This window comes from Achromobacter sp. (assembly GCF_049647645.1).
Taxonomy (GTDB): Bacteria; Pseudomonadota; Gammaproteobacteria; order Burkholderiales; family Burkholderiaceae_B; genus Achromobacter.
Genome location: NZ_JBARYB010000013.1, coordinates 1 through 15,955 on the forward strand (window position 1 = coordinate 1; position 15,955 = coordinate 15,955).

17 protein-coding genes are annotated in these 15,955 nt (G+C 66.3%); 4 read left to right on the forward strand and 13 right to left on the reverse strand.

Annotated elements, in window-relative coordinates:
* The 3 genes from WBB14_RS01465 to WBB14_RS01475 form a co-directional block, all read left to right on the forward strand.
* On the forward strand, positions 1-437 hold a 437-nt coding region (locus tag WBB14_RS01465; protein WP_424238258.1), incomplete at its 5' end, for a HemK/PrmC family methyltransferase.
* A 94-nt stretch (positions 438-531) separates the two neighbouring features.
* Entirely contained in the window at positions 532-858 is a 327-nt protein-coding gene (gene grxD, locus WBB14_RS01470) for a Grx4 family monothiol glutaredoxin (protein WP_041654416.1), read from the forward strand.
* 7 nt (positions 859-865) lie between these two features.
* On the forward strand, positions 866-1,429 hold the full coding sequence (locus WBB14_RS01475; RefSeq protein WP_424238259.1) for a UbiX family flavin prenyltransferase: 564 nt from the start codon (positions 866-868) through the stop codon (positions 1,427-1,429).
* 81 nt (positions 1,430-1,510) lie between these two features.
* Here the strand turns inward: WBB14_RS01475 and WBB14_RS01480 are convergent, their stop codons facing one another.
* The 6 genes from WBB14_RS01480 to WBB14_RS01505 are packed head-to-tail and all read right to left on the reverse strand — an operon-like array spanning position 1,511 to position 5,323.
* Positions 1,511-2,551 (reverse strand): cyclase family protein, encoded by a 1,041-nt coding sequence (locus WBB14_RS01480; protein WP_424238260.1) that lies wholly within the window; start codon positions 2,549-2,551, stop codon positions 1,511-1,513.
* Positions 2,552-2,556: 5 nt separating this feature from the next.
* On the reverse strand, positions 2,557-3,336 hold the full coding sequence (gene pcaD, locus WBB14_RS01485; RefSeq protein WP_424238261.1) for a 3-oxoadipate enol-lactonase: 780 nt from the start codon (positions 3,334-3,336) through the stop codon (positions 2,557-2,559).
* 19 nt (positions 3,337-3,355) lie between these two features.
* Positions 3,356-3,652 carry a YciI family protein gene (locus WBB14_RS01490; protein ID WP_424238262.1) on the reverse strand — a complete coding sequence of 99 codons (297 nt, stop codon included), beginning with the start codon at positions 3,650-3,652 and terminating at the stop codon, positions 3,356-3,358.
* A 12-nt stretch (positions 3,653-3,664) separates the two neighbouring features.
* Positions 3,665-3,940, reverse strand: coding sequence for a muconolactone Delta-isomerase (gene catC / locus WBB14_RS01495; RefSeq protein WP_042796227.1), 276 nt, complete (start codon positions 3,938-3,940; stop codon positions 3,665-3,667).
* A gap of 52 nt (positions 3,941-3,992) precedes the next feature.
* Positions 3,993-4,637: a 3-oxoacid CoA-transferase subunit B gene (locus WBB14_RS01500; RefSeq protein WP_013396545.1), complete on the reverse strand. Its 645-nt coding sequence runs from the start codon at positions 4,635-4,637 to the stop codon at positions 3,993-3,995.
* Positions 4,634-5,323, reverse strand: coding sequence for a 3-oxoacid CoA-transferase subunit A (locus WBB14_RS01505; protein WP_013396544.1), 690 nt, complete (start codon positions 5,321-5,323; stop codon positions 4,634-4,636). The genes WBB14_RS01500 and WBB14_RS01505 overlap by 4 nt, the downstream gene beginning before the upstream one ends.
* A gap of 145 nt (positions 5,324-5,468) precedes the next feature.
* On the opposite strand from WBB14_RS01505, the gene WBB14_RS01510 reads away from it, so the two are divergent.
* Positions 5,469-6,251, forward strand: coding sequence for an IclR family transcriptional regulator (locus WBB14_RS01510; RefSeq protein ID WP_424238263.1), 783 nt, complete (start codon positions 5,469-5,471; stop codon positions 6,249-6,251).
* 47 nt (positions 6,252-6,298) lie between these two features.
* On the opposite strand, the gene WBB14_RS01515 is transcribed toward WBB14_RS01510, so the two are convergent.
* The 7 genes from WBB14_RS01515 to WBB14_RS01545 all read right to left on the reverse strand — a co-directional run.
* Positions 6,299-7,027 (reverse strand): SDR family NAD(P)-dependent oxidoreductase, encoded by a 729-nt coding sequence (locus WBB14_RS01515; RefSeq protein ID WP_332011696.1) that lies wholly within the window; start codon positions 7,025-7,027, stop codon positions 6,299-6,301.
* 153 nt (positions 7,028-7,180) lie between these two features.
* Positions 7,181-8,521 (reverse strand): short-chain fatty acid transporter, encoded by a 1,341-nt coding sequence (locus WBB14_RS01520; RefSeq protein WP_424238264.1) that lies wholly within the window; start codon positions 8,519-8,521, stop codon positions 7,181-7,183.
* 177 nt (positions 8,522-8,698) lie between these two features.
* Positions 8,699-9,634 (reverse strand): 3-hydroxyacyl-CoA dehydrogenase family protein, encoded by a 936-nt coding sequence (locus tag WBB14_RS01525; protein ID WP_424238265.1) that lies wholly within the window; start codon positions 9,632-9,634, stop codon positions 8,699-8,701.
* A 276-nt stretch (positions 9,635-9,910) separates the two neighbouring features.
* Positions 9,911-12,370 (reverse strand): TonB-dependent siderophore receptor, encoded by a 2,460-nt coding sequence (locus WBB14_RS01530; RefSeq protein ID WP_424238266.1) that lies wholly within the window; start codon positions 12,368-12,370, stop codon positions 9,911-9,913.
* Between the two features lie 119 nt (positions 12,371-12,489).
* Positions 12,490-13,482, reverse strand: coding sequence for a FecR domain-containing protein (locus tag WBB14_RS01535; RefSeq protein ID WP_424238267.1), 993 nt, complete (start codon positions 13,480-13,482; stop codon positions 12,490-12,492).
* A gap of 6 nt (positions 13,483-13,488) precedes the next feature.
* The gene (locus WBB14_RS01540; protein WP_424238268.1) at positions 13,489-14,010 is read right to left on the reverse strand and encodes a sigma-70 family RNA polymerase sigma factor; all 522 of its coding nucleotides are present in this window, start codon (positions 14,008-14,010) and stop codon (positions 13,489-13,491) included.
* A gap of 97 nt (positions 14,011-14,107) precedes the next feature.
* Positions 14,108-15,955 (reverse strand): phosphoenolpyruvate carboxylase (locus WBB14_RS01545; protein ID WP_424238269.1); only part of this gene is annotated, 1,848 nt, incomplete at its 5' end.

Below are 15,955 nucleotides of genomic sequence, written 5' to 3' on the forward strand. Positions count from 1 at the left end.
ACGCTCGGGTGATGGCGTCCGACGTCAGCGCGGCCGCGCTGGCGGTCGCCGCCGCCAACGCCTGGGAGCTGGCCGCGTCCGTGCGCCTGGTGGAAGGCAGCTGGTACCAGGCCGTGCCGGCGGGCGAGGGCTTCGACCTGATCGTGTCCAATCCGCCCTATGTGGCCTGCGACGACCCGCACCTGGACCAGGGCGACGTGCGTTTCGAGCCGCGGGGGGCGCTGACCGACGGCGCGGGCGGGTTGGAAGACCTGGCCCGCATCGTCCAGGGCGCCGGCCGCCACCTGAAGCGGGGCGGCGCCCTGTGGCTGGAGCATGGCTGGGACCAGGCGCAAGCCGTGCGGGACCTGCTGGCCGCGGCCGGATTCCAGGACGTGCACAGCCGCAAGGACCTGGCCGGCATCGAGCGTATTTCCGGCGGCCGGCTGCCCGCCTGACCGCATTTCCGGTGGGGCGCCCGGGGTATCCGGGCGGATTTTCCCGCTGTACCTATAATTGGCGTATTCCGTTATGCCTGTCCAAGAGACCACCATGAGCGACGTTCAAGAATTCATCCGCGAAACCGTGACCCAGCACCCCGTCGTGCTGTTCATGAAGGGCACCGCCCAATTCCCGCAATGCGGCTTTTCCGGCAAGGCCATTCAGATCCTGAAGGGCTGTGGCGTGAAGAAGCTGGTTACCGTCAATGTGCTGGAGGACGACGAAGTCCGCCAGGGCATCAAGGAATTCTCCAGCTGGCCCACGATTCCGCAGCTGTACGTGGCTGGCGAGTTCATCGGCGGCTCGGACATCATGAACGAGATGAACGAATCCGGTGAACTGAAGACGCTGCTGGATCAATCCGGCGCAACGGCCTGATCAGCCCATGCGGCGACTGGTCATCGGCATCACGGGCGCTACTGGCGCCCTGTACGCGGTGCGCATGCTGCAGGCATTGCGCGGCGTGGACGATGTCGAAACGCATCTGGTGGTGTCGGCGTCTGGCGTGCTGAATATCAAGCACGAACTGGACGTTGGCCGTCACGATGTCTATGCCCTGGCGGACCACGTGCACAGCGTGCGCGACGTGGGCGCCACCCTGGCCAGCGGCGCGTTCCAGACGGCTGGCATGGTGATTGTGCCTTGCTCCATGCGCACGCTGGCGGCCGTGGCGCACGGCCTGTCGGATAACCTCATCACCCGCGCTGCCGACGTCACCCTCAAGGAACGCCGGCGTTTGGTGCTGATGGTGCGCGAGACGCCGTTCAACCTGGCGCACTTGCGCAACATGACGGCCGTGACCGAAATGGGCGGCATCGTGTTTCCGCCGTTACCCGCGTTCTACCACCGGCCCGCTTCCATTGACGAGATGGTGGACCACACCGTGGCGCGCGTGCTGGAGATGTTCGATATCGTGGTGCCTGGCCCGCATTGGGAAGGCATGAAGTAGCGGTGTGCAGCACGAAAAAAGAGCTCCAAGTTTGGAGCTCTTTTCATTTTCGCGATGCTGGGTTGCGCAGATTGCCGGCAATCACACCGTCGCGATCGGGGTGACCGGCGACCCGATCGCGTGCGGCAGGCGCAAGGGCGGGGCGGTCAGCATGAAGTGATGGCGACCGTTGGCATGCAGCCAGTCGGCCAGGTCCTTCAAGTACCAGAGTTCCGCCAGCGGCAGACCCAGCTTGAACAGGCAATGGTGGTGCAGCGGCAGCATGGCGCGCGGGCCGGTCTTTTCGCGCGCGGGATAGGCTTCCACGGCGTAGTTGTCGGCGCAGATGGCGGCGATGCCGCTGTCGGTGATCCATTGCAGCAGCGCCTCGTCGGTGCCGTCCAGCGCGGCGCCGTAGGTGTGCAGCGTTTCGGTGTCGGGCGTGCCGTTCATGGCGACCACCGCTTCCGCATAGCCGGTGCGCAGCACCAGCATGTCGCCGGGTTCGACGCCGATGTCGTCAGCCTTCAGCACATGCATCAGCTCCGCATGGCCGATCAGCGTGCGGCCGGGGCCGTAGTGGCGGAACAGGTCCACCAGCACGCCGCGGCTCTGCATGCCTTTCTGCGCCAGGTTTTCCACGCCCAGCTTCAACGCGGCGGACGGGCCGCCGCTGTTGCAGCCGCAGCCGGTATGGTCGCCGTCGGCCGGGCCGATGACGTCCACGCCGGCCTGGTAGCCGTTGTAGTAGCGCAGTTCGGGCTTGCCGTCGCCGTCGGCGTCGAACAGCGCGCCCACGTGGGCCAGCGCGTCCCATTGCGTCGAATACTGCATCGACAGCAGCACCTGGTCGTCGCTCAGGACGTCGACCGCGTCCGGGTTGACGTTGCGCAGCGGAAAGTTCAGGTACGGCGTGTCCGCGAGGCGCGTGGGGCTCAGCTGCGGCGGATGGCGGCGCGGGTTGAGCACGTTGCCGCCGGGCAGGTCCAGCGGCAGCGACAGGCAGAAGGTCTTGCCGGCGCGGATTTCGCGCGCGCCTTTCAGGACCTGTTCTTCGGTGATGAGGTTCAGGCGGCCGAGTTGGTCGTCGGGTCCGAAGTCACCCCAGTTGGAGCCTTCGGGCCGGTTTTTCCAGCGCTGCATGCCGTTTACCCCTTCAGGAAGTCGACGACCGTGCGGGTGAAGACTTCCGGTTGCTCCCAGTTCGAGATATGGGAGGTGTTCATTTCAAAGTAGCGTGCACCGGGTATGGCTGCGGCCAATTCTTGGCCCTGGGCCGGGGTGGCGGCCAGGTCGTGCGTGCTGCTGATGACCAGCGTGGACGCCTTGATCGAACCCACTTGTTCGCGGAAATCGGCGTCGCGCAGCGCGGCGCAGTTGCCCGAGTAGCCGGCGTCCGGCGTGCGGCGCAGCATGTCGATCAGCACCTGGGTCAGGCCCGGTTCGGCGGCGCGGTAGCTGTCGGTGAGCCAGCGTTCGACCAGCGTGGGCGCCATCTTTTCCAGCGTCTGCTCGGCGACTGCGGCGATGCGGGCGCTCCAGCCTTCGGCCGAGCCGATGCGCGCGGCGGTGTTGCACAGGATCAGCTTGTCCAGCAGTTCGGGACGCGCCAGCGCCAGCCACAGGCCGGTGGGGCCGCCCATCGACAGGCCGCAGAAGTGCGCGCGCTTGATGTTCAGGTGCGCCAGCAGTTCGGCGACGTCATTGCCCAACTGTTCGAAGCTGTACTCGCCCTCGGGGATCGACGATTTGCCGTGGCCGCGGGTGTCGTAGCGCAGCACGCGGAAGTGCTTGCTCAGTTCGGGAATCTGGCGGGCCCACATGTCGGAGCAGGTGCCCAGCGAATTGGAAAGCACCAGCACCGGCGCGTCGGCGGGGCCATCGATGACGTAGAACAGCCGTGCCTGGCTGAGATCGGCGTAAGACATGTGGGTTTATTCCTTGCGATTACAGGTGGCAGACGCCGTCGAGGTAGGCCTTGCGCCAGCGCGTGATGGTCACGCGCTCGAACAGCTGGGCCAGGGAGAACGGGTCGGCGTCGATGAACTGCTGCGCGGCTTCGCGCGTTTCCAGGGCCACGATGTACAGGCCGCCGCCGGCGTCCTTGCCGTCGTCCTGCAGCTTGGCGCCGCAGGCCAGCAGCAGCTGCTTGTTCGCGTCCAGGTATTCCAGGTGCGCGGCGCGATGCTGCTGGCGCACGTCCTGGTGGCCGGGCTTGTCGAAGGTTTCGATGATGTAGGGCATGGACTGCTCCTGTCAGATCGCCGAGGGGTGGCGCGCCAGCGCCGTGACGTTGATATCCATGTACGGGAACAGCGGCAGCGAGGACAGCAGCGTGTGCAGTTCGTCGTTGCTTTCGACGTCGAAGATGCTGACGTTGGCGTAGCGGCCGGCCACGCGCCACAGGTTCTTCCACTTGCCGTCGCGCTGCAGCTGCTGCGCCAGGGCCTTTTCGTCGGCCTTCAGCTTGTCGGCGCGCTCGGCGGGCATGTCGACGGGAAGATTGACTTGCATTTGAACCATGAACAACATGATGACTCTCTCCAGGAAAGCCGCTCCGGCCTTGCCGGAGCGCGCAGAAAACTCAGCGGGAAAACTTCAGCGGCAGGCCGGTCAGGCGCAGCAGCTCGTCGGCCGTGGTGTCGCCGAACATGTCGATGACGGTGACGCCGTCGGCGCGGATGTCGAACACCGCCACGTCGGTGTAGACGCGCGACACGCAGCGCACGCCGGTCAGCGGATAGGTGCAGGCTTCGACCAGCTTGCTCTGGCCTTCGCGGGTCTGCAGTTCCATCATCACGAAGACGTCCTTGGCGCCGATGGCCAGGTCCATCGCGCCGCCCACGGCGGGGATGGCGTCGGGCGCGCCGGTGTGCCAGTTGGCCAGGTCGCCATGTTGCGACACCTGGAAGGCGCCCAGCACGCAGATGTCCAGGTGGCCGCCGCGCATCATCGCGAACGAATCGGCATGGTGGAAGAACGAGCAGCCGGGCAGCTCGGTCACGGGCTGCTTGCCGGCGTTGATCAGGTCGTAGTCTTCCTCGCCCTTGGCGGGGGCGGGGCCCATGCCCAGCATGCCGTTTTCGGTGTGCAGGATGACTTCGCGATCGGCCGGCAGATGGTTGGCGACGAGCGTGGGCAGGCCGATGCCCAGGTTCACGTAGGCGCCTTCGGGAATGTCCTGCGCCACGCGGGCGGCGATCTGGTCGCGGGTCAGTTTGGTGCTCATTGCTGCTCCTTGGCGGCCGGGGTGGCTGCGATCTGCACGACGCGTTTCACGAAGATGCCGGGGGTCACGACGGTTTCGGGGTCCAGCTCGCCCAGTTCGACCACTTCGCGCACCTGGGCCACGGCCACGCGCGCGGCGCTGGCCATGATGGGGCCGAAGTTGCGGGCGGTCTTGCGGTAGACCAGGTTGCCCCAGCGGTCGCCGCGCTCGGCCTTGATGAGGGCGTAGTCGGCGTGCAGCGGATATTCCAGCACGTACTGGCGGCCGTTGATCTCGCGGATCTCCTTGCCGTCGGCCAGCGGCGTGCCGTAGCCGGTAGGCGTGAAGAACGCGCCGATGCCGGCGCCGGCGGCGCGGATGCGTTCGGCCAGGTTGCCCTGGGGCACCAGTTCCAGTTCGATCTTGCCGCTGCGGTACAGGCCGTCGAAGATCTGCGAGTCCACCTGGCGCGGGAACGAGCAAATGATCTTGCGCACGCGGTTGGCGCCGAGCAGGGCGGCCAGGCCAGTGGTGCCGTTGCCGGCGTTGTTGTTGATGATGACCAGGTCCTTCGCGCCCTGCTCCAGCAGGGCGTCGATCAGTTCCATGGGCTGGCCGGCAGTGCCGAAGCCGCCGATCATGACGGTGGCGCCGTCGGGTACGTCCGCCAGGGCGGCCGCCGCGCTTGCAACAAGCTTAGAAATCATGATGTTTGCTCATAGGTGGCGTGTCATAATTTGTTCTTAATTAGAACTTTCGTTCTTCTGAAGAACATCGTTTCATGGGGATGAGCCGAGCGTCAAGGCGAGCCGGCGCGGCGTAATCCCCATTTACTCTTTTTGCGGTAGACGGATGGCCGAGCAAGATACCCAGCAACCCAGCGACAGCTACGTGCAGTCCTTCGCGCGCGGCTTGTCCGTGATCCGGGCTTTTGGCCCCGACCGTTCGCAGATGACGCTGTCCGAGGTCGCCGCGGTGACCGGGCTGACCCGCGCCGGCGCGCGCCGTATCCTGCTGACGCTGGAGCACCTGGGCTACGTCACTGTCGACGACCGCAAGTTCTCCCTGACCCCGCGCATCCTGGAATTGGGCTACGCCTACCTGTCCGGCACGCCGCTGTGGAACCTGGCGCTGCCGTACATGGAAGAAGTGGCCGAGCAGACGCGCGAATCGTGTTCCGTGTCGGTGCTGGAAGGCGCGGACATCGTCTACATCCTGCGCCTGTCCACGCACAAGGTCATGACCATCAACCTGGCCGTGGGCAGCCGCCTGCCGGCCTGGGCGACCTCGATGGGCCGCGTGCTGCTGGCGGGGCTGACGGAGCCGGAGCTGGACCGGGTGCTGGCGCTGAGCCAGATCCAGTCCTACACGCCGCACACCATCACGGACATCGCCGAACTCAAGCGCGTGCTGGCCGGCGTGCGCGCCGACGGCTACGCCTGCGTGGCGCAGGAACTGGAGCCGGGGCTGCAGTCGGTGGCCGTGCCCATCATGGACCGCAGCGGCCGCGTGATCGCCGCGATGAACGTCAGCGGCCATGCCAATCGCTTCACGCGCGAGGAAATGCTGGCGGCCTTCCTGCCGCCGCTGCGCCGCGCGGCCGACCAGATCAACCACGCCCTGCTGCGCCGTTAGGCGCGGCAGGGGGGCGAAGAGGACGGCAGGCAGGCGCATGGCTGGCCTCAGATGGGCGCGACGCCCAGCGTCGTGCCGCCGCAGACGTACAGCATTTGGCCGGTGACGAAGCCGTTGTCCGGAGACAGGAAGAACATCGCCGCGCGCGCCACGTCTTCGGGCGTGCCCAGGCGCTTGACCACGATGCTGTTGATGATGCGTTCGGTCTGCGGCGCGCCTGCCGGATTGCTCTTGGTGAACAGGTCGGTGGCGATGGGGCCCGGGCCGATGGCGTTGACGGTAATGCCGTCGCCGCCCAGTTCCATGGCCAGCGTGCGGGTCAGGCCCACCAGGCCGGCCTTGGTGGCCGAATAGACCACGCGATCCGGCTTGCCCAGCGCGGCGCGCGACGACATGTTCACGATGCGGCCGAAGCCGGCTTCGCGCATGGCGGGCAGCGCGGCCTGCACCAGGATCAGCGCGGTGCGCAGATGCAGGTTCACCACATAGTCCAGGTCCGCCAGCGTGGCCGTGTCGGCCGTGCCGGGACGGGTGGCGCCAGCGTTGTTGACCAGGCCCACGATGTTGTAGGCCTCGGTCACTTCGCGGGCGACTTCCTTGGTGCGCGCTTCGTCGGTCAGGTCGGCCTGATATGACACCAGCCCCGCGGGCGGTTGCTCGGGCAGCTTGTAGTCGATGTTGACGACCTGGTGTCCCGCATCCAGCAGCATGCGGATGATTGCCGCTCCGATCCCGGCGCTGCCGCCGGTCACGAGATACGCAGTAGGTTTGCTCATATCAGTTCCCTATTCCAAGTTCCAACGCTTGCCAAAACGCTGCCAGTACTTATTCGTCCGTCTCTCCCCTAGCGGGGACACCGCCAGATCCGGCTTTGCCGGTCTGCAGGTGTCGCCCCCTGGGGGGCGCGCGTAAGCGCGTACGGGGGGGGCTTAATGCGTCAAGTAGCCCCAGAGCAGCACGGCGGTGATGTGGATCACGCCGACCCACAGCATCATGATGACGGTATAGCCCATCACGTCGCGCAGCTTCAGCTTGGACAGCGCCAGCGCCGGCAGGATCCAGAACGGCTGCACCAGATCGTTCCAGGCGTTGCCCAGCATGACGGCCATGGTGGTCTGGTTCAGCGCGCTGCCGATTTCCTTGGCGGCGTCGATCATGAACGGACCCTGGATGACCCAGTGGCCACCGGCGGACGGCGCGAAGAAGTTGATGAAGAACGAACTGATCAGGCCCCAGAACGGCAGCGTGGCGGGCGTGGCGAAGTCCACGAACACTTGCGAGATCGAGGTCACCAGGCCGGAGGCGGCCATGATGGCCATGATGCCGGCATAGAAGGGGTACTGCAGGATGATGCCGGAGATGGTTTTGATGCCTTCGGTCAGCTTGGCGACGTAGGCGGCCGGCGTGCCCAGCAGGATGATGCCCAGGAACAGGATGATGAAGTTGATCAGGTTCAGGTCCAGCGAACCGCCGTCCATGAAGTGGAAGGTCACGTAGGCGATGCCCAGCGCGCCGATCAGCATGCTCAGGATGCGGCTGTTGTTCAGCTTGGAGGCGATGGTGCCCTTTTCCAGCATGTCTTCGGCGGCGTTGGACGTGTTGGCGTCGCGGTCGATGGCCGGATCCACTTCAACGATCTTCTCGCCCTTCTTCGGGTGCAGCCAGGCATTGAGCAGCGGCAGTGTCACGATGATCACCAGGCTGGTGATCAGCATGGGCACCGAGAAAATGGTTTCCGACAGCGGGATGGTGCCCATCTGCTTGGCGGTGGGGTGTCCAGGGGTGGCGACCAGCACGGGGATGCTGGCCGACAGGCCCAGGCCGTACATGGTGAAGCCGCTGTAGGCCGCGGCGATGATCAGGGGGTAGTGCACGCCCTTGACCTTGAGCGCCAGCTTCTTGGCGACGATGCCGCCGATGACCAGGCCGAAGCCCCAGTTCAGATAGCTGCCGATGCCGCCGACCAGCGTCGCCACGATGATGGTGGTATGCGGCTTGTGCACGTGGCTGACGATGCGGTTGAGCAGGCGGTCGGTCAGCGGCGCGGTGGCCAGCACATAGCCCATCGCCAGGATCACGGCCATCTGGGTCGTGAAGGCCAAGAGGCTCCAGAAGCCCTTGCCCCAGGCGCGGGTGACGTCGCCGATGCTCTGGCCTTCGATGCCCATGGCCAGCAGCACGGTGAGCAAGGTCAGCGCGATCGCGAAGACGAAGGGATCGGGCAGATACTTGCGCATCAGCTCGGTAAAGAATGAAGCCAGTTTATTCATGATGCTTCCTACAAACTCCGGTCAGGCTGTTTTTTCGCGTCTTGCCCCGCCCGGCGCCGGGTGGCGGCGCGGGCGGGTGGGACGATTGCTTTCTTTGTGTGGTTGGGCTTGTGGCCCGCTGGCGCTGGTGGCGGGAGGCCCCGCGCCTTATGTAGTGAATTCTTGCTGGCGGAACCGTCAGGAGCCGCTGGCCTTGCCGTTGAGCCACGCGGCCAGTTCGCCCAGTGCGGCGCTTTTTTCGCGCAGCACGCGTTCGCGGCGTTCGGGGCTCCAGGTGTAGAAGCCCTGGCCGCTCTTGGCGCCGATCTGGCCGCTGTCGACCTTGCTCTTCAGCAGTTCGGAGGGTTCGGTGCGATTTTCCAGGTCTTTGTAGAGATAGCTGGCGATCGCGTAGTGCACGTCGATGCCGTTCATGTCGCGTTGCTCCAGCGGACCCGACAGGGCCAGGCGGATGCCCAGGCTCCACTTGACCACTTCGTCGATGTCCTCGGCGCTGGCCACGCCTTTCTCCAGCAGCGAGATGGCCTCGCGGGCCAGGGCGTGCTGGATGCGGTTGGCGATGAAGCCGGGAATGTCCTGGCGCACCAGCACCGGCCGCTTGCCGGCATGACGCAGCGTGGCCATGACCCGGGCGACGGTGTCTTCGGAAGTGCCGTCGTTGCGCACCACTTCCACCAGCGGAATCACGTCCGCCGGCGTGAAGAAATGGGTGCCCACGAAACGGTCGCGGCGCACCACCGCGCTGGCGATGGCGTTGACGGACAGGCCGGAGGTGTTGGTGGCGAAGAGGGTGTGCGCCGGGCACAGGGAATCCAGCTTGGCGAAGATGCCGCGCTTGAGCTCCAGGTTTTCCGGCACGGCCTCGATGACCAGATCGCTGTTGCAGGCCGCTTCCAATCCGGGCGCGACTTGTATGCGCTGCATCGCTTCCTGGACCTGGCCGGGGGCGTAGACATTCAGCTGGCGGTCTATCGTCTGGAGCGCGCGTTCCAGCGCGCCTTCCATCGGGTCGATCAGGACGACGTTCAATCCCTTCGAGGCGAACAGCGCGGCGATGCCGCTGCCCATGGCGCCTGCGCCGACGATGGCGAGATTCTTGAGGGGAGTATCCATGATGGTTCGCTCGGTGCTGACACGCCGGGCTTGCGGGCGGGCACGTGCGGAACCAGGGTGCTTTCTGTCTCTTCCGGAGTGCCTTCCTGTGCGCCTGGCCAGAAAAATCGTTTTGTTCTATATACGAACATTTGTGCGTATATAGAATTTCTGAAAGAGATAGTACTAAAAGTCGCGGGGGGCGGACAAATGGGGGATTTTGGGTGTCCAGCTGATGGACGGAGGGCCGGCGGGTGGCGCCGGCCCATGCTCTGGCGCGAGCGGGGCGGCCAGGTATTACCAGCGGTAGGTGGCGGTGCCTATCACTCGCCGCGGCTCGCCGTAGAAGCAGCCGTAGGTGCAACTGCCGATATACGTCTTGTCGGTCAGGTTGGATGCGTTCAGCGCGAACTTCCATGGCCCGGTCGCGTAGCTGACCATGGCGTCGAACAGCGTGAAGGACGGCACCTCCACCGGCATGCCGTGCGCCATGCCGCGCGTGCTGCCCACATAGCGTATCCCTGCGCCAATTCTCAGGCCCGGCAGGCCGAAGTCGCCGAAGCCATAGTCGCCCCATAGCGAGAACTGGTTGTAGGGGACCGAATTCAGGCGCTTGCCTACCTCGTCCGGCTGCAAGGGGCTGGCCTTGAGCGTGCGCGCGTCGGTATAGGCGTAGGCCGCGATCAGGTTGGCATTGCGGCCGATGCGGGTGCGCGCTTCCAGTTCCAGGCCACGGCTCCGCGCCTCGCCGGCCTGTATCTGGTAGGAGGTGTTCAGGGGATCGGTCACGGTCATGTTCTTGCGGGTCAGTTGGTAGACCGCCGCCGAGAGCATGGTGTCCGAGCCCGCGGGCTGGTAGCGCAGGCCGGCTTCGTATTGCTGGCCGGTGGTGGGCTGGAAGCGGCTGCCCTGGCGGTCCTGGCCGCTGGTCGGCTCGAACGACTCGCTATAGCTCAGGAACGGCGCCAGCCCGTTGTCGGCCAGGTAGACCAGGCCGGCGCGGCCGGTGAAGGCCTTGCTTTTTTCGCCGTCCGCATATTTTTCGTCGGTGAAGAAGTTGCGTTCGTCGACCGTCACCCAATCCTGGCGCCCGCCCAGCAGGACCACCCATTTGTCGGCGATCTTGATCTGGTCCTGAACGTAGATGCCCAGGCGCTTCATGTCGGTGATGGAGGAAGATCCGGGGAAGGGCGCGACGGGGCCCAATGGCGCGCCGTAGACGGGATCGTAGAGGTCGATGTTGTTGTTGCTGCGGATATAGCGTTCGGTTTCGTGCTTGGGCAGCGAGTAGTCGATGCCCGCAAGCAAGGTGTGCCGCACCATGCCGCTGCCTACTTCGTACTGCAAGGACGTATCGGAGATCAGCGCGGAGGAACGGTCCCAGCGTGGCATTGCCCCTCGGTCGGCGGTCCAGCGCTGGTCGGGCGCGAGTTGCCAGATGTCGGTGGAGTCATACGCGCTGTTCGCATGGAAATAGCGCGCGCTGTTGCGCAGTTTCAGCTGGCTGTTGAAGGCATGCTCGAACAGATAGCCGATCGAATAGCGCTCCATGTCGAATCTGTCGAAGCCGGGCTCGCCGGTAAAGCGATTGCGCGGGATCTTGCCGTTGACGTTGGGGAGCACCGTGCCTTGCGCCGGCAGGCCATAGACGTAGACGGTATGGTCCTTCTGGTACTCCGCAAGCAGTGTCAGCGAAGTGGCGGCGCTGGGCTGCCAGGTGATGGCAGGCGCGATATAGGTCCTGTCGTCGGGCACGTGGTCGATGAACGTATCGCTGTCGCGCAGCAGCGCGGTCAGGCGGTATGACCATTTGCCTTCCTCGTCCAGCGCCCCGCCGAAGTCGCCGGATATCTGCTTGCGGCTGTAGTTGCCTGCTTCCACGTTCAGTTCGCGCAGCGGCTCGATGGTGGGGCGCTTGCTTACCGTATTGATGATGCCGCCTGGCGATGCCGAACCGTAAAGGACGGACGATGCGCCCTTGAGGAACTCGATCCGCTCCAGCCCGTACACTTCCTGCCGTCCGTTGTAGATGTTCACGGTGTACAGCATGCCGTCGCGATAGTAGTTGCCCAGGTTGCTGCGGAAGCCTCGCAGGAACAGGCTGTCGGATGTGCGGTCGATGCCTTCGGCGCGGCTGACGCCCGCCACGTAGCCCAGCGCATCCTGAATGCTCTGCGACTTCAGGGTATCGATTTCTTCCGCGCCCACGACCGAGATCGATTGTGGCGTCTCGATGATGGGCGTGTCGGTACGGGTGCCGGCCGCACTGAGCCGGGCGGTGTAGCCATGCAGCGGGCCGGTGGCGGTTTCCGCGGCCTGCGCGGTGACGGTTACGGCTTCGAGCGTGGTGGCGTCCTGGTGCGACACCGGCGCGGGACGCAGCGTATAGCTGCCGTTGCTTTCCCGCAGGGCTTGCAGGCCTTGGCCGCGCAACAGTTCGGCGTAACCTTCGCGCACCGAATAGCTGCCGGACAGGCCGTTGCTGTGCTTGCCCTGCAGCAAGGTGGCGTCCATGCTCAGCTCGACGCCGGCTGCGCTGGCATAGGCATTGAGCACCTGGCTCAGCGGGCCGCCGGGGATGTCGTAGCTGCGCCTGGCCTCGGCGCTCTGCGCCTGCGCGGCGGCGGGGGCGGCCGGGATGGCGCAGAGCGCCGTGCCGATCAACAGCGCCAGGCGCATCAGGCGGGGAATCGCGGGGCGGGGCGCTGGCGCTGCAGGCGCGTGGGGACGTGACGGGTGCTGCGGGTAACGGGACATGGAGCGATGCCTTGCGGTTCGAGCAGGAGAGGTAAGGGGTTCACCCTGTATCCCGAGCCAAAAGGCCGAATCCGTAATCGCCACCTCGGAAAAGTTGTAACGGCCGCGGCCGGTGGCCGTCACTCCGGCGCCCGCACCGTCACCCAGTAGCGTGTCCGGTAGGTCACCGCGACCGGCAGCGCCCGCGTGAGGTTATCCAGCGCCCGGTCCGTGTCGCGCAGCGAAAAGACGCCGCTCACCAGCAGGCCCGCGACGTCGGCGTCGCAGCGCAGCAGGCCCGGCCGGTAACGGGCCAGTTCGGCCAGGAAATCGTCCAGGCGCATCGCGTCGGCAACCAGCACCCCACGGCTCCAGGCCGCCGCGCTCTCCGCCGCCGGGCTGGGAGTGGCGGCTCCGCTGGCTGAAAATCGCGAGCCCTGGCCCGCTTGAAGCAGGACGGGCTGGTCCGGCGCACTGGCGGGACGGATTTCCACGGCGCCTTCGAAGACGGCGACGCGGGAGGTTTCGGCATCATCCCTGACGGAGAACCGGGTTCCCAGGGCCTGCACGGAACCGTGCCGGCTGCGCACCCGGAATGGCCGCGCCATCGCGGCGGGATCTGGCGCGGTCGCGATCAATATCTCTCCGGCGCGCAGCACTACCAAGCGTTCGTCCTGGGAGAATTTCAGGTCGATGGCGGTGGCGGTCGACAGCGTCACGCTGGAGCCGTCCGGCAGGGTGATGGTCTTGATCTCTCCCGTGCCGCTGCGGTAGTCGGCCGTGGCGGCTTGCCAGGAGTCGGTGCCGCGCAGGACATAGCCCACGCCCGCGACGGTTGCGCCCAGACCTAGCAAGCTGATCGCGCGGCGCCGCGAGACGCTGGCGGGGCGCTTGCGCAGGGCCAGGCTTGCGGCCTGCGGCGATACGCTGCCGAGCTTGTCGTCGAATGCCTGCAACCGTTGCCAGGCCAGTTCATGGTCCGCATGCTGCGCGCGCCAGCGGGCGCAATTGGCCTGATCGCCGGGGTTGGCGTCTTCCGACCACAGGCGTGCCATCCATTCGGCCGCCCGCTGCACGATGGCGGGGTCGATGGCCCGATTGAGATTCTGAGGTTCTGCCGGAATGGCGGACATGCGCGGTCAGCCGCCAGGGGCCGCGTGCAGGGCTTGATAGCAGGCCAGGAGCGCGGACGCCACGTATTTTTCTACCGACGACACCGACACGGCCAGCCGCGCCGCGATGTCGCGGTAGCTCAAGCCGTCCAGTTTGCGCAGCAGCAGCGCCTCGCGGGCCTTGGCCGGCAGGGCTTGCAGCACGGCGTCGATCTCTACCAGGGCCTGTACCGCCAGCGCGCGGGCTTCCTCCGACGGCGCATGCGCCTGCGGCAAGCTGGCCAGGGCTTCGAGATAAGCGGCCTCGATCTGGCGGCGGCGGTAGAGGTCGATCACCAGGCCGTTGGCGACCTGCGCCAGGTGCTGACGCGACTGGTGCGGCTCGGGCAGCCGGCCGCTGTGCAGGATACGCAGATAAGTATCATGCGCCAGGTCGGCTGCGTCGAAAGCATTGCCCAGCCGACGACGCAGCCAAGTTCTCAGCCAGCTGTGATGATCGGCATACAGGCCTTCGATGCCCTGCTGCGCTGCGGATTGGTTGGTCGACATGCGGGCCCCTGCAGCGCGCGAAGGCGGCAAAAATGGCGCTGGTAAAAAATGAGAATCGGACTCATTCTATACCGCGCGCCATTGCGCCAGCAATGCGCTAGCCCGAGTTGCGCAGCCCCGCCGCAATCCCGTTGATGGTCAGGTGGATGGCGCGCTGCACGCGCTTGTCGACCTCGGCCTCGGGATGCTTCTGCGCCGCGCGGTGGCGGCGGATCAGGTCGATCTGCAGGTAGTTGAGCGGATCGATGTAGGCGAAGCGTTCGCGCAGCGAAGCCTGCAACGTGGGGTTGTCGGCCAGTAATTCGCGCTGGGTCAGCAGCTTGAGCATGGCCAGCGTGCGGCCGTGCTCGGCGCTGATGGCGCCGAAGATGCGTTCGCGCAAGCCGCGCTGCGGCACCAACTGGGCATAGCGCGCGGCAATCGCCAGGTCGGACTTGGCCAGCACCATTTCCATGTTGGACAGCAGCGTGCGGAACGCGGGCCAGTCGCGCGCCATTTCGCGCAGCTGGGCCAGGCGGCCGCGGCGTGAGCGGGGCGCGTCGGGCGCGCCGGTTTCCAGGTAGGCCTCGATGGCCGAGCCCATGCCGTACCAGCCAGTCAGCATCAGGCGGCATTGCGCCCAGGAAAAGCCCCAGGGGATGGCGCGCAGGTCTTCGATGTGCTGGCCCTTCTTGCGCGAGGCGGGGCGCGAGCCGATGTTCAGGCCGGCGATTTCGCTGATGGGCGTGGCGGCGAAGAAGTAGTCGGCGAAGCGCGGGGTGTCGTAGACCAGGCCGCGGTAGGTGCGCTGCGCGGTATCCGACATGAAAGACATGGCGGGGCCGTGCTGGGCCATGTGCGCGTCTTCGGCGCTGGTGGCTTCGGCGCGGGGCGCCAGGCTGGATTCCAGCACCGCGGCGACCAGGAGCTCCAGGTGCCAGCGGCCGACCTCGGCGTCCTTGTACTTGCTCTGGATGACCTCGCCCTGTTCGGTCAGGCGGATCTGGCCGGCCACGGTGCCGGGGGGTTGGGCCAGGATGGCGTCGAAGCTGGAGCCGCCGCCGCGCCCGACCGAACCACCGCGGCCATGGAACAGGCGCAGGCGCACGTTGCGAGCCGAGAACACGTCGACCAGCGCGCGTTCGGCCTGGTAGAGCGACCAGTTGGACGTGAGGAAACCGCCGTCCTTGTTGCTGTCCGAATAGCCCAGCATGACTTCCTGTGCGCCGTTCTGCGCCAGCTTCACGCGCTGGCGGACTTCGGGCAAGTCCAGCCAGGCGGCCATGATCTCGGCGCCGCGCTCCAAGTCGGGGATGGTCTCGAACAGCGGCACGACCATCAGGCCGTCCTCGGGCTGGATGTCTTGGCCGGCGGGGGCGATGAGGCCGGCTTCCTTCTGCAGCACCATGACTTCGAGCAGGTCGCTCAGCGTTTCAGTGTGCGACACGATGGTCTGGCGCACGGCCTGCTTGCCGTAGCGCGCGCGGCCGGCGGCGGCGGCGCGCAGCACGGCCAGTTCGCGCGTGGTGTCTTCGCTGTAGGCGATCCAGGGCGAGGCCAGCGGACGCGCCTGCGCCAGTTCGGCGCGCAGCAGTTCGACGCGTTGTTCTTCGGTCAGCGCCAGGTAGTCCAGCGGCTTGCCGTCGCGCTGGGTGCCGGCCAGGGCGAACAATTCGGCCAGCGCGCGCTCGTGCACGTCGGAGCTCTGGCGCAGGTCCACCGTGGCCAGATGGAAACCGAACACTTCCACCGCCTGTTGCAGCCCGGCCAGGCGCAGCTTGCCGATAGGGGCGCCGTGGTGGGCGGCCAGCGAGGCGGCGATCACGGCCAGGTCGGCGGACAGTTCTTCCGGCCGTTCGTAGGCGCTGGCGGCGACAGTGCTGCGCCGCGCCAGGTTCTGCCCGGTCAGGCGCTGCGCGGTGGCGGCCAGGCGCGCGTACACGCCGACCAGCGCGCGGCGGTAGGG

What these genes read in the sequence shown, in the direction of transcription:
- WBB14_RS01525 (WP_424238265.1), bottom strand. Translation starts at nt 9,634, where the DNA reads ATGGATACTCCCCTCAAGAATCTCGCCATCGTCGGCGCAGGCGCCATG.
- WBB14_RS01505 (WP_013396544.1), bottom strand. Translation starts at nt 5,323, where the DNA reads ATGATTTCTAAGCTTGTTGCAAGCGCGGCGGCCGCCCTGGCGGACGTA.
- grxD (WP_041654416.1), top strand. Translation starts at nt 532, where the DNA reads ATGAGCGACGTTCAAGAATTCATCCGCGAAACCGTGACCCAGCACCCC.
- WBB14_RS01530 (WP_424238266.1), bottom strand. Translation starts at nt 12,370, where the DNA reads ATGTCCCGTTACCCGCAGCACCCGTCACGTCCCCACGCGCCTGCAGCG.
- WBB14_RS01475 (WP_424238259.1), top strand. Translation starts at nt 866, where the DNA reads ATGCGGCGACTGGTCATCGGCATCACGGGCGCTACTGGCGCCCTGTAC.
- pcaD (WP_424238261.1), bottom strand. Translation starts at nt 3,336, where the DNA reads ATGTCTTACGCCGATCTCAGCCAGGCACGGCTGTTCTACGTCATCGAT.
- WBB14_RS01510 (WP_424238263.1), top strand. Translation starts at nt 5,469, where the DNA reads ATGGCCGAGCAAGATACCCAGCAACCCAGCGACAGCTACGTGCAGTCC.
- catC (WP_042796227.1), bottom strand. Translation starts at nt 3,940, where the DNA reads ATGTTGTTCATGGTTCAAATGCAAGTCAATCTTCCCGTCGACATGCCC.
- WBB14_RS01515 (WP_332011696.1), bottom strand. Translation starts at nt 7,027, where the DNA reads ATGAGCAAACCTACTGCGTATCTCGTGACCGGCGGCAGCGCCGGGATC.
- WBB14_RS01500 (WP_013396545.1), bottom strand. Translation starts at nt 4,637, where the DNA reads ATGAGCACCAAACTGACCCGCGACCAGATCGCCGCCCGCGTGGCGCAG.
- WBB14_RS01490 (WP_424238262.1), bottom strand. Translation starts at nt 3,652, where the DNA reads ATGCCCTACATCATCGAAACCTTCGACAAGCCCGGCCACCAGGACGTG.
- WBB14_RS01520 (WP_424238264.1), bottom strand. Translation starts at nt 8,521, where the DNA reads ATGAATAAACTGGCTTCATTCTTTACCGAGCTGATGCGCAAGTATCTG.
- WBB14_RS01535 (WP_424238267.1), bottom strand. Translation starts at nt 13,482, where the DNA reads ATGTCCGCCATTCCGGCAGAACCTCAGAATCTCAATCGGGCCATCGAC.
- WBB14_RS01540 (WP_424238268.1), bottom strand. Translation starts at nt 14,010, where the DNA reads ATGTCGACCAACCAATCCGCAGCGCAGCAGGGCATCGAAGGCCTGTAT.
- WBB14_RS01480 (WP_424238260.1), bottom strand. Translation starts at nt 2,551, where the DNA reads ATGCAGCGCTGGAAAAACCGGCCCGAAGGCTCCAACTGGGGTGACTTC.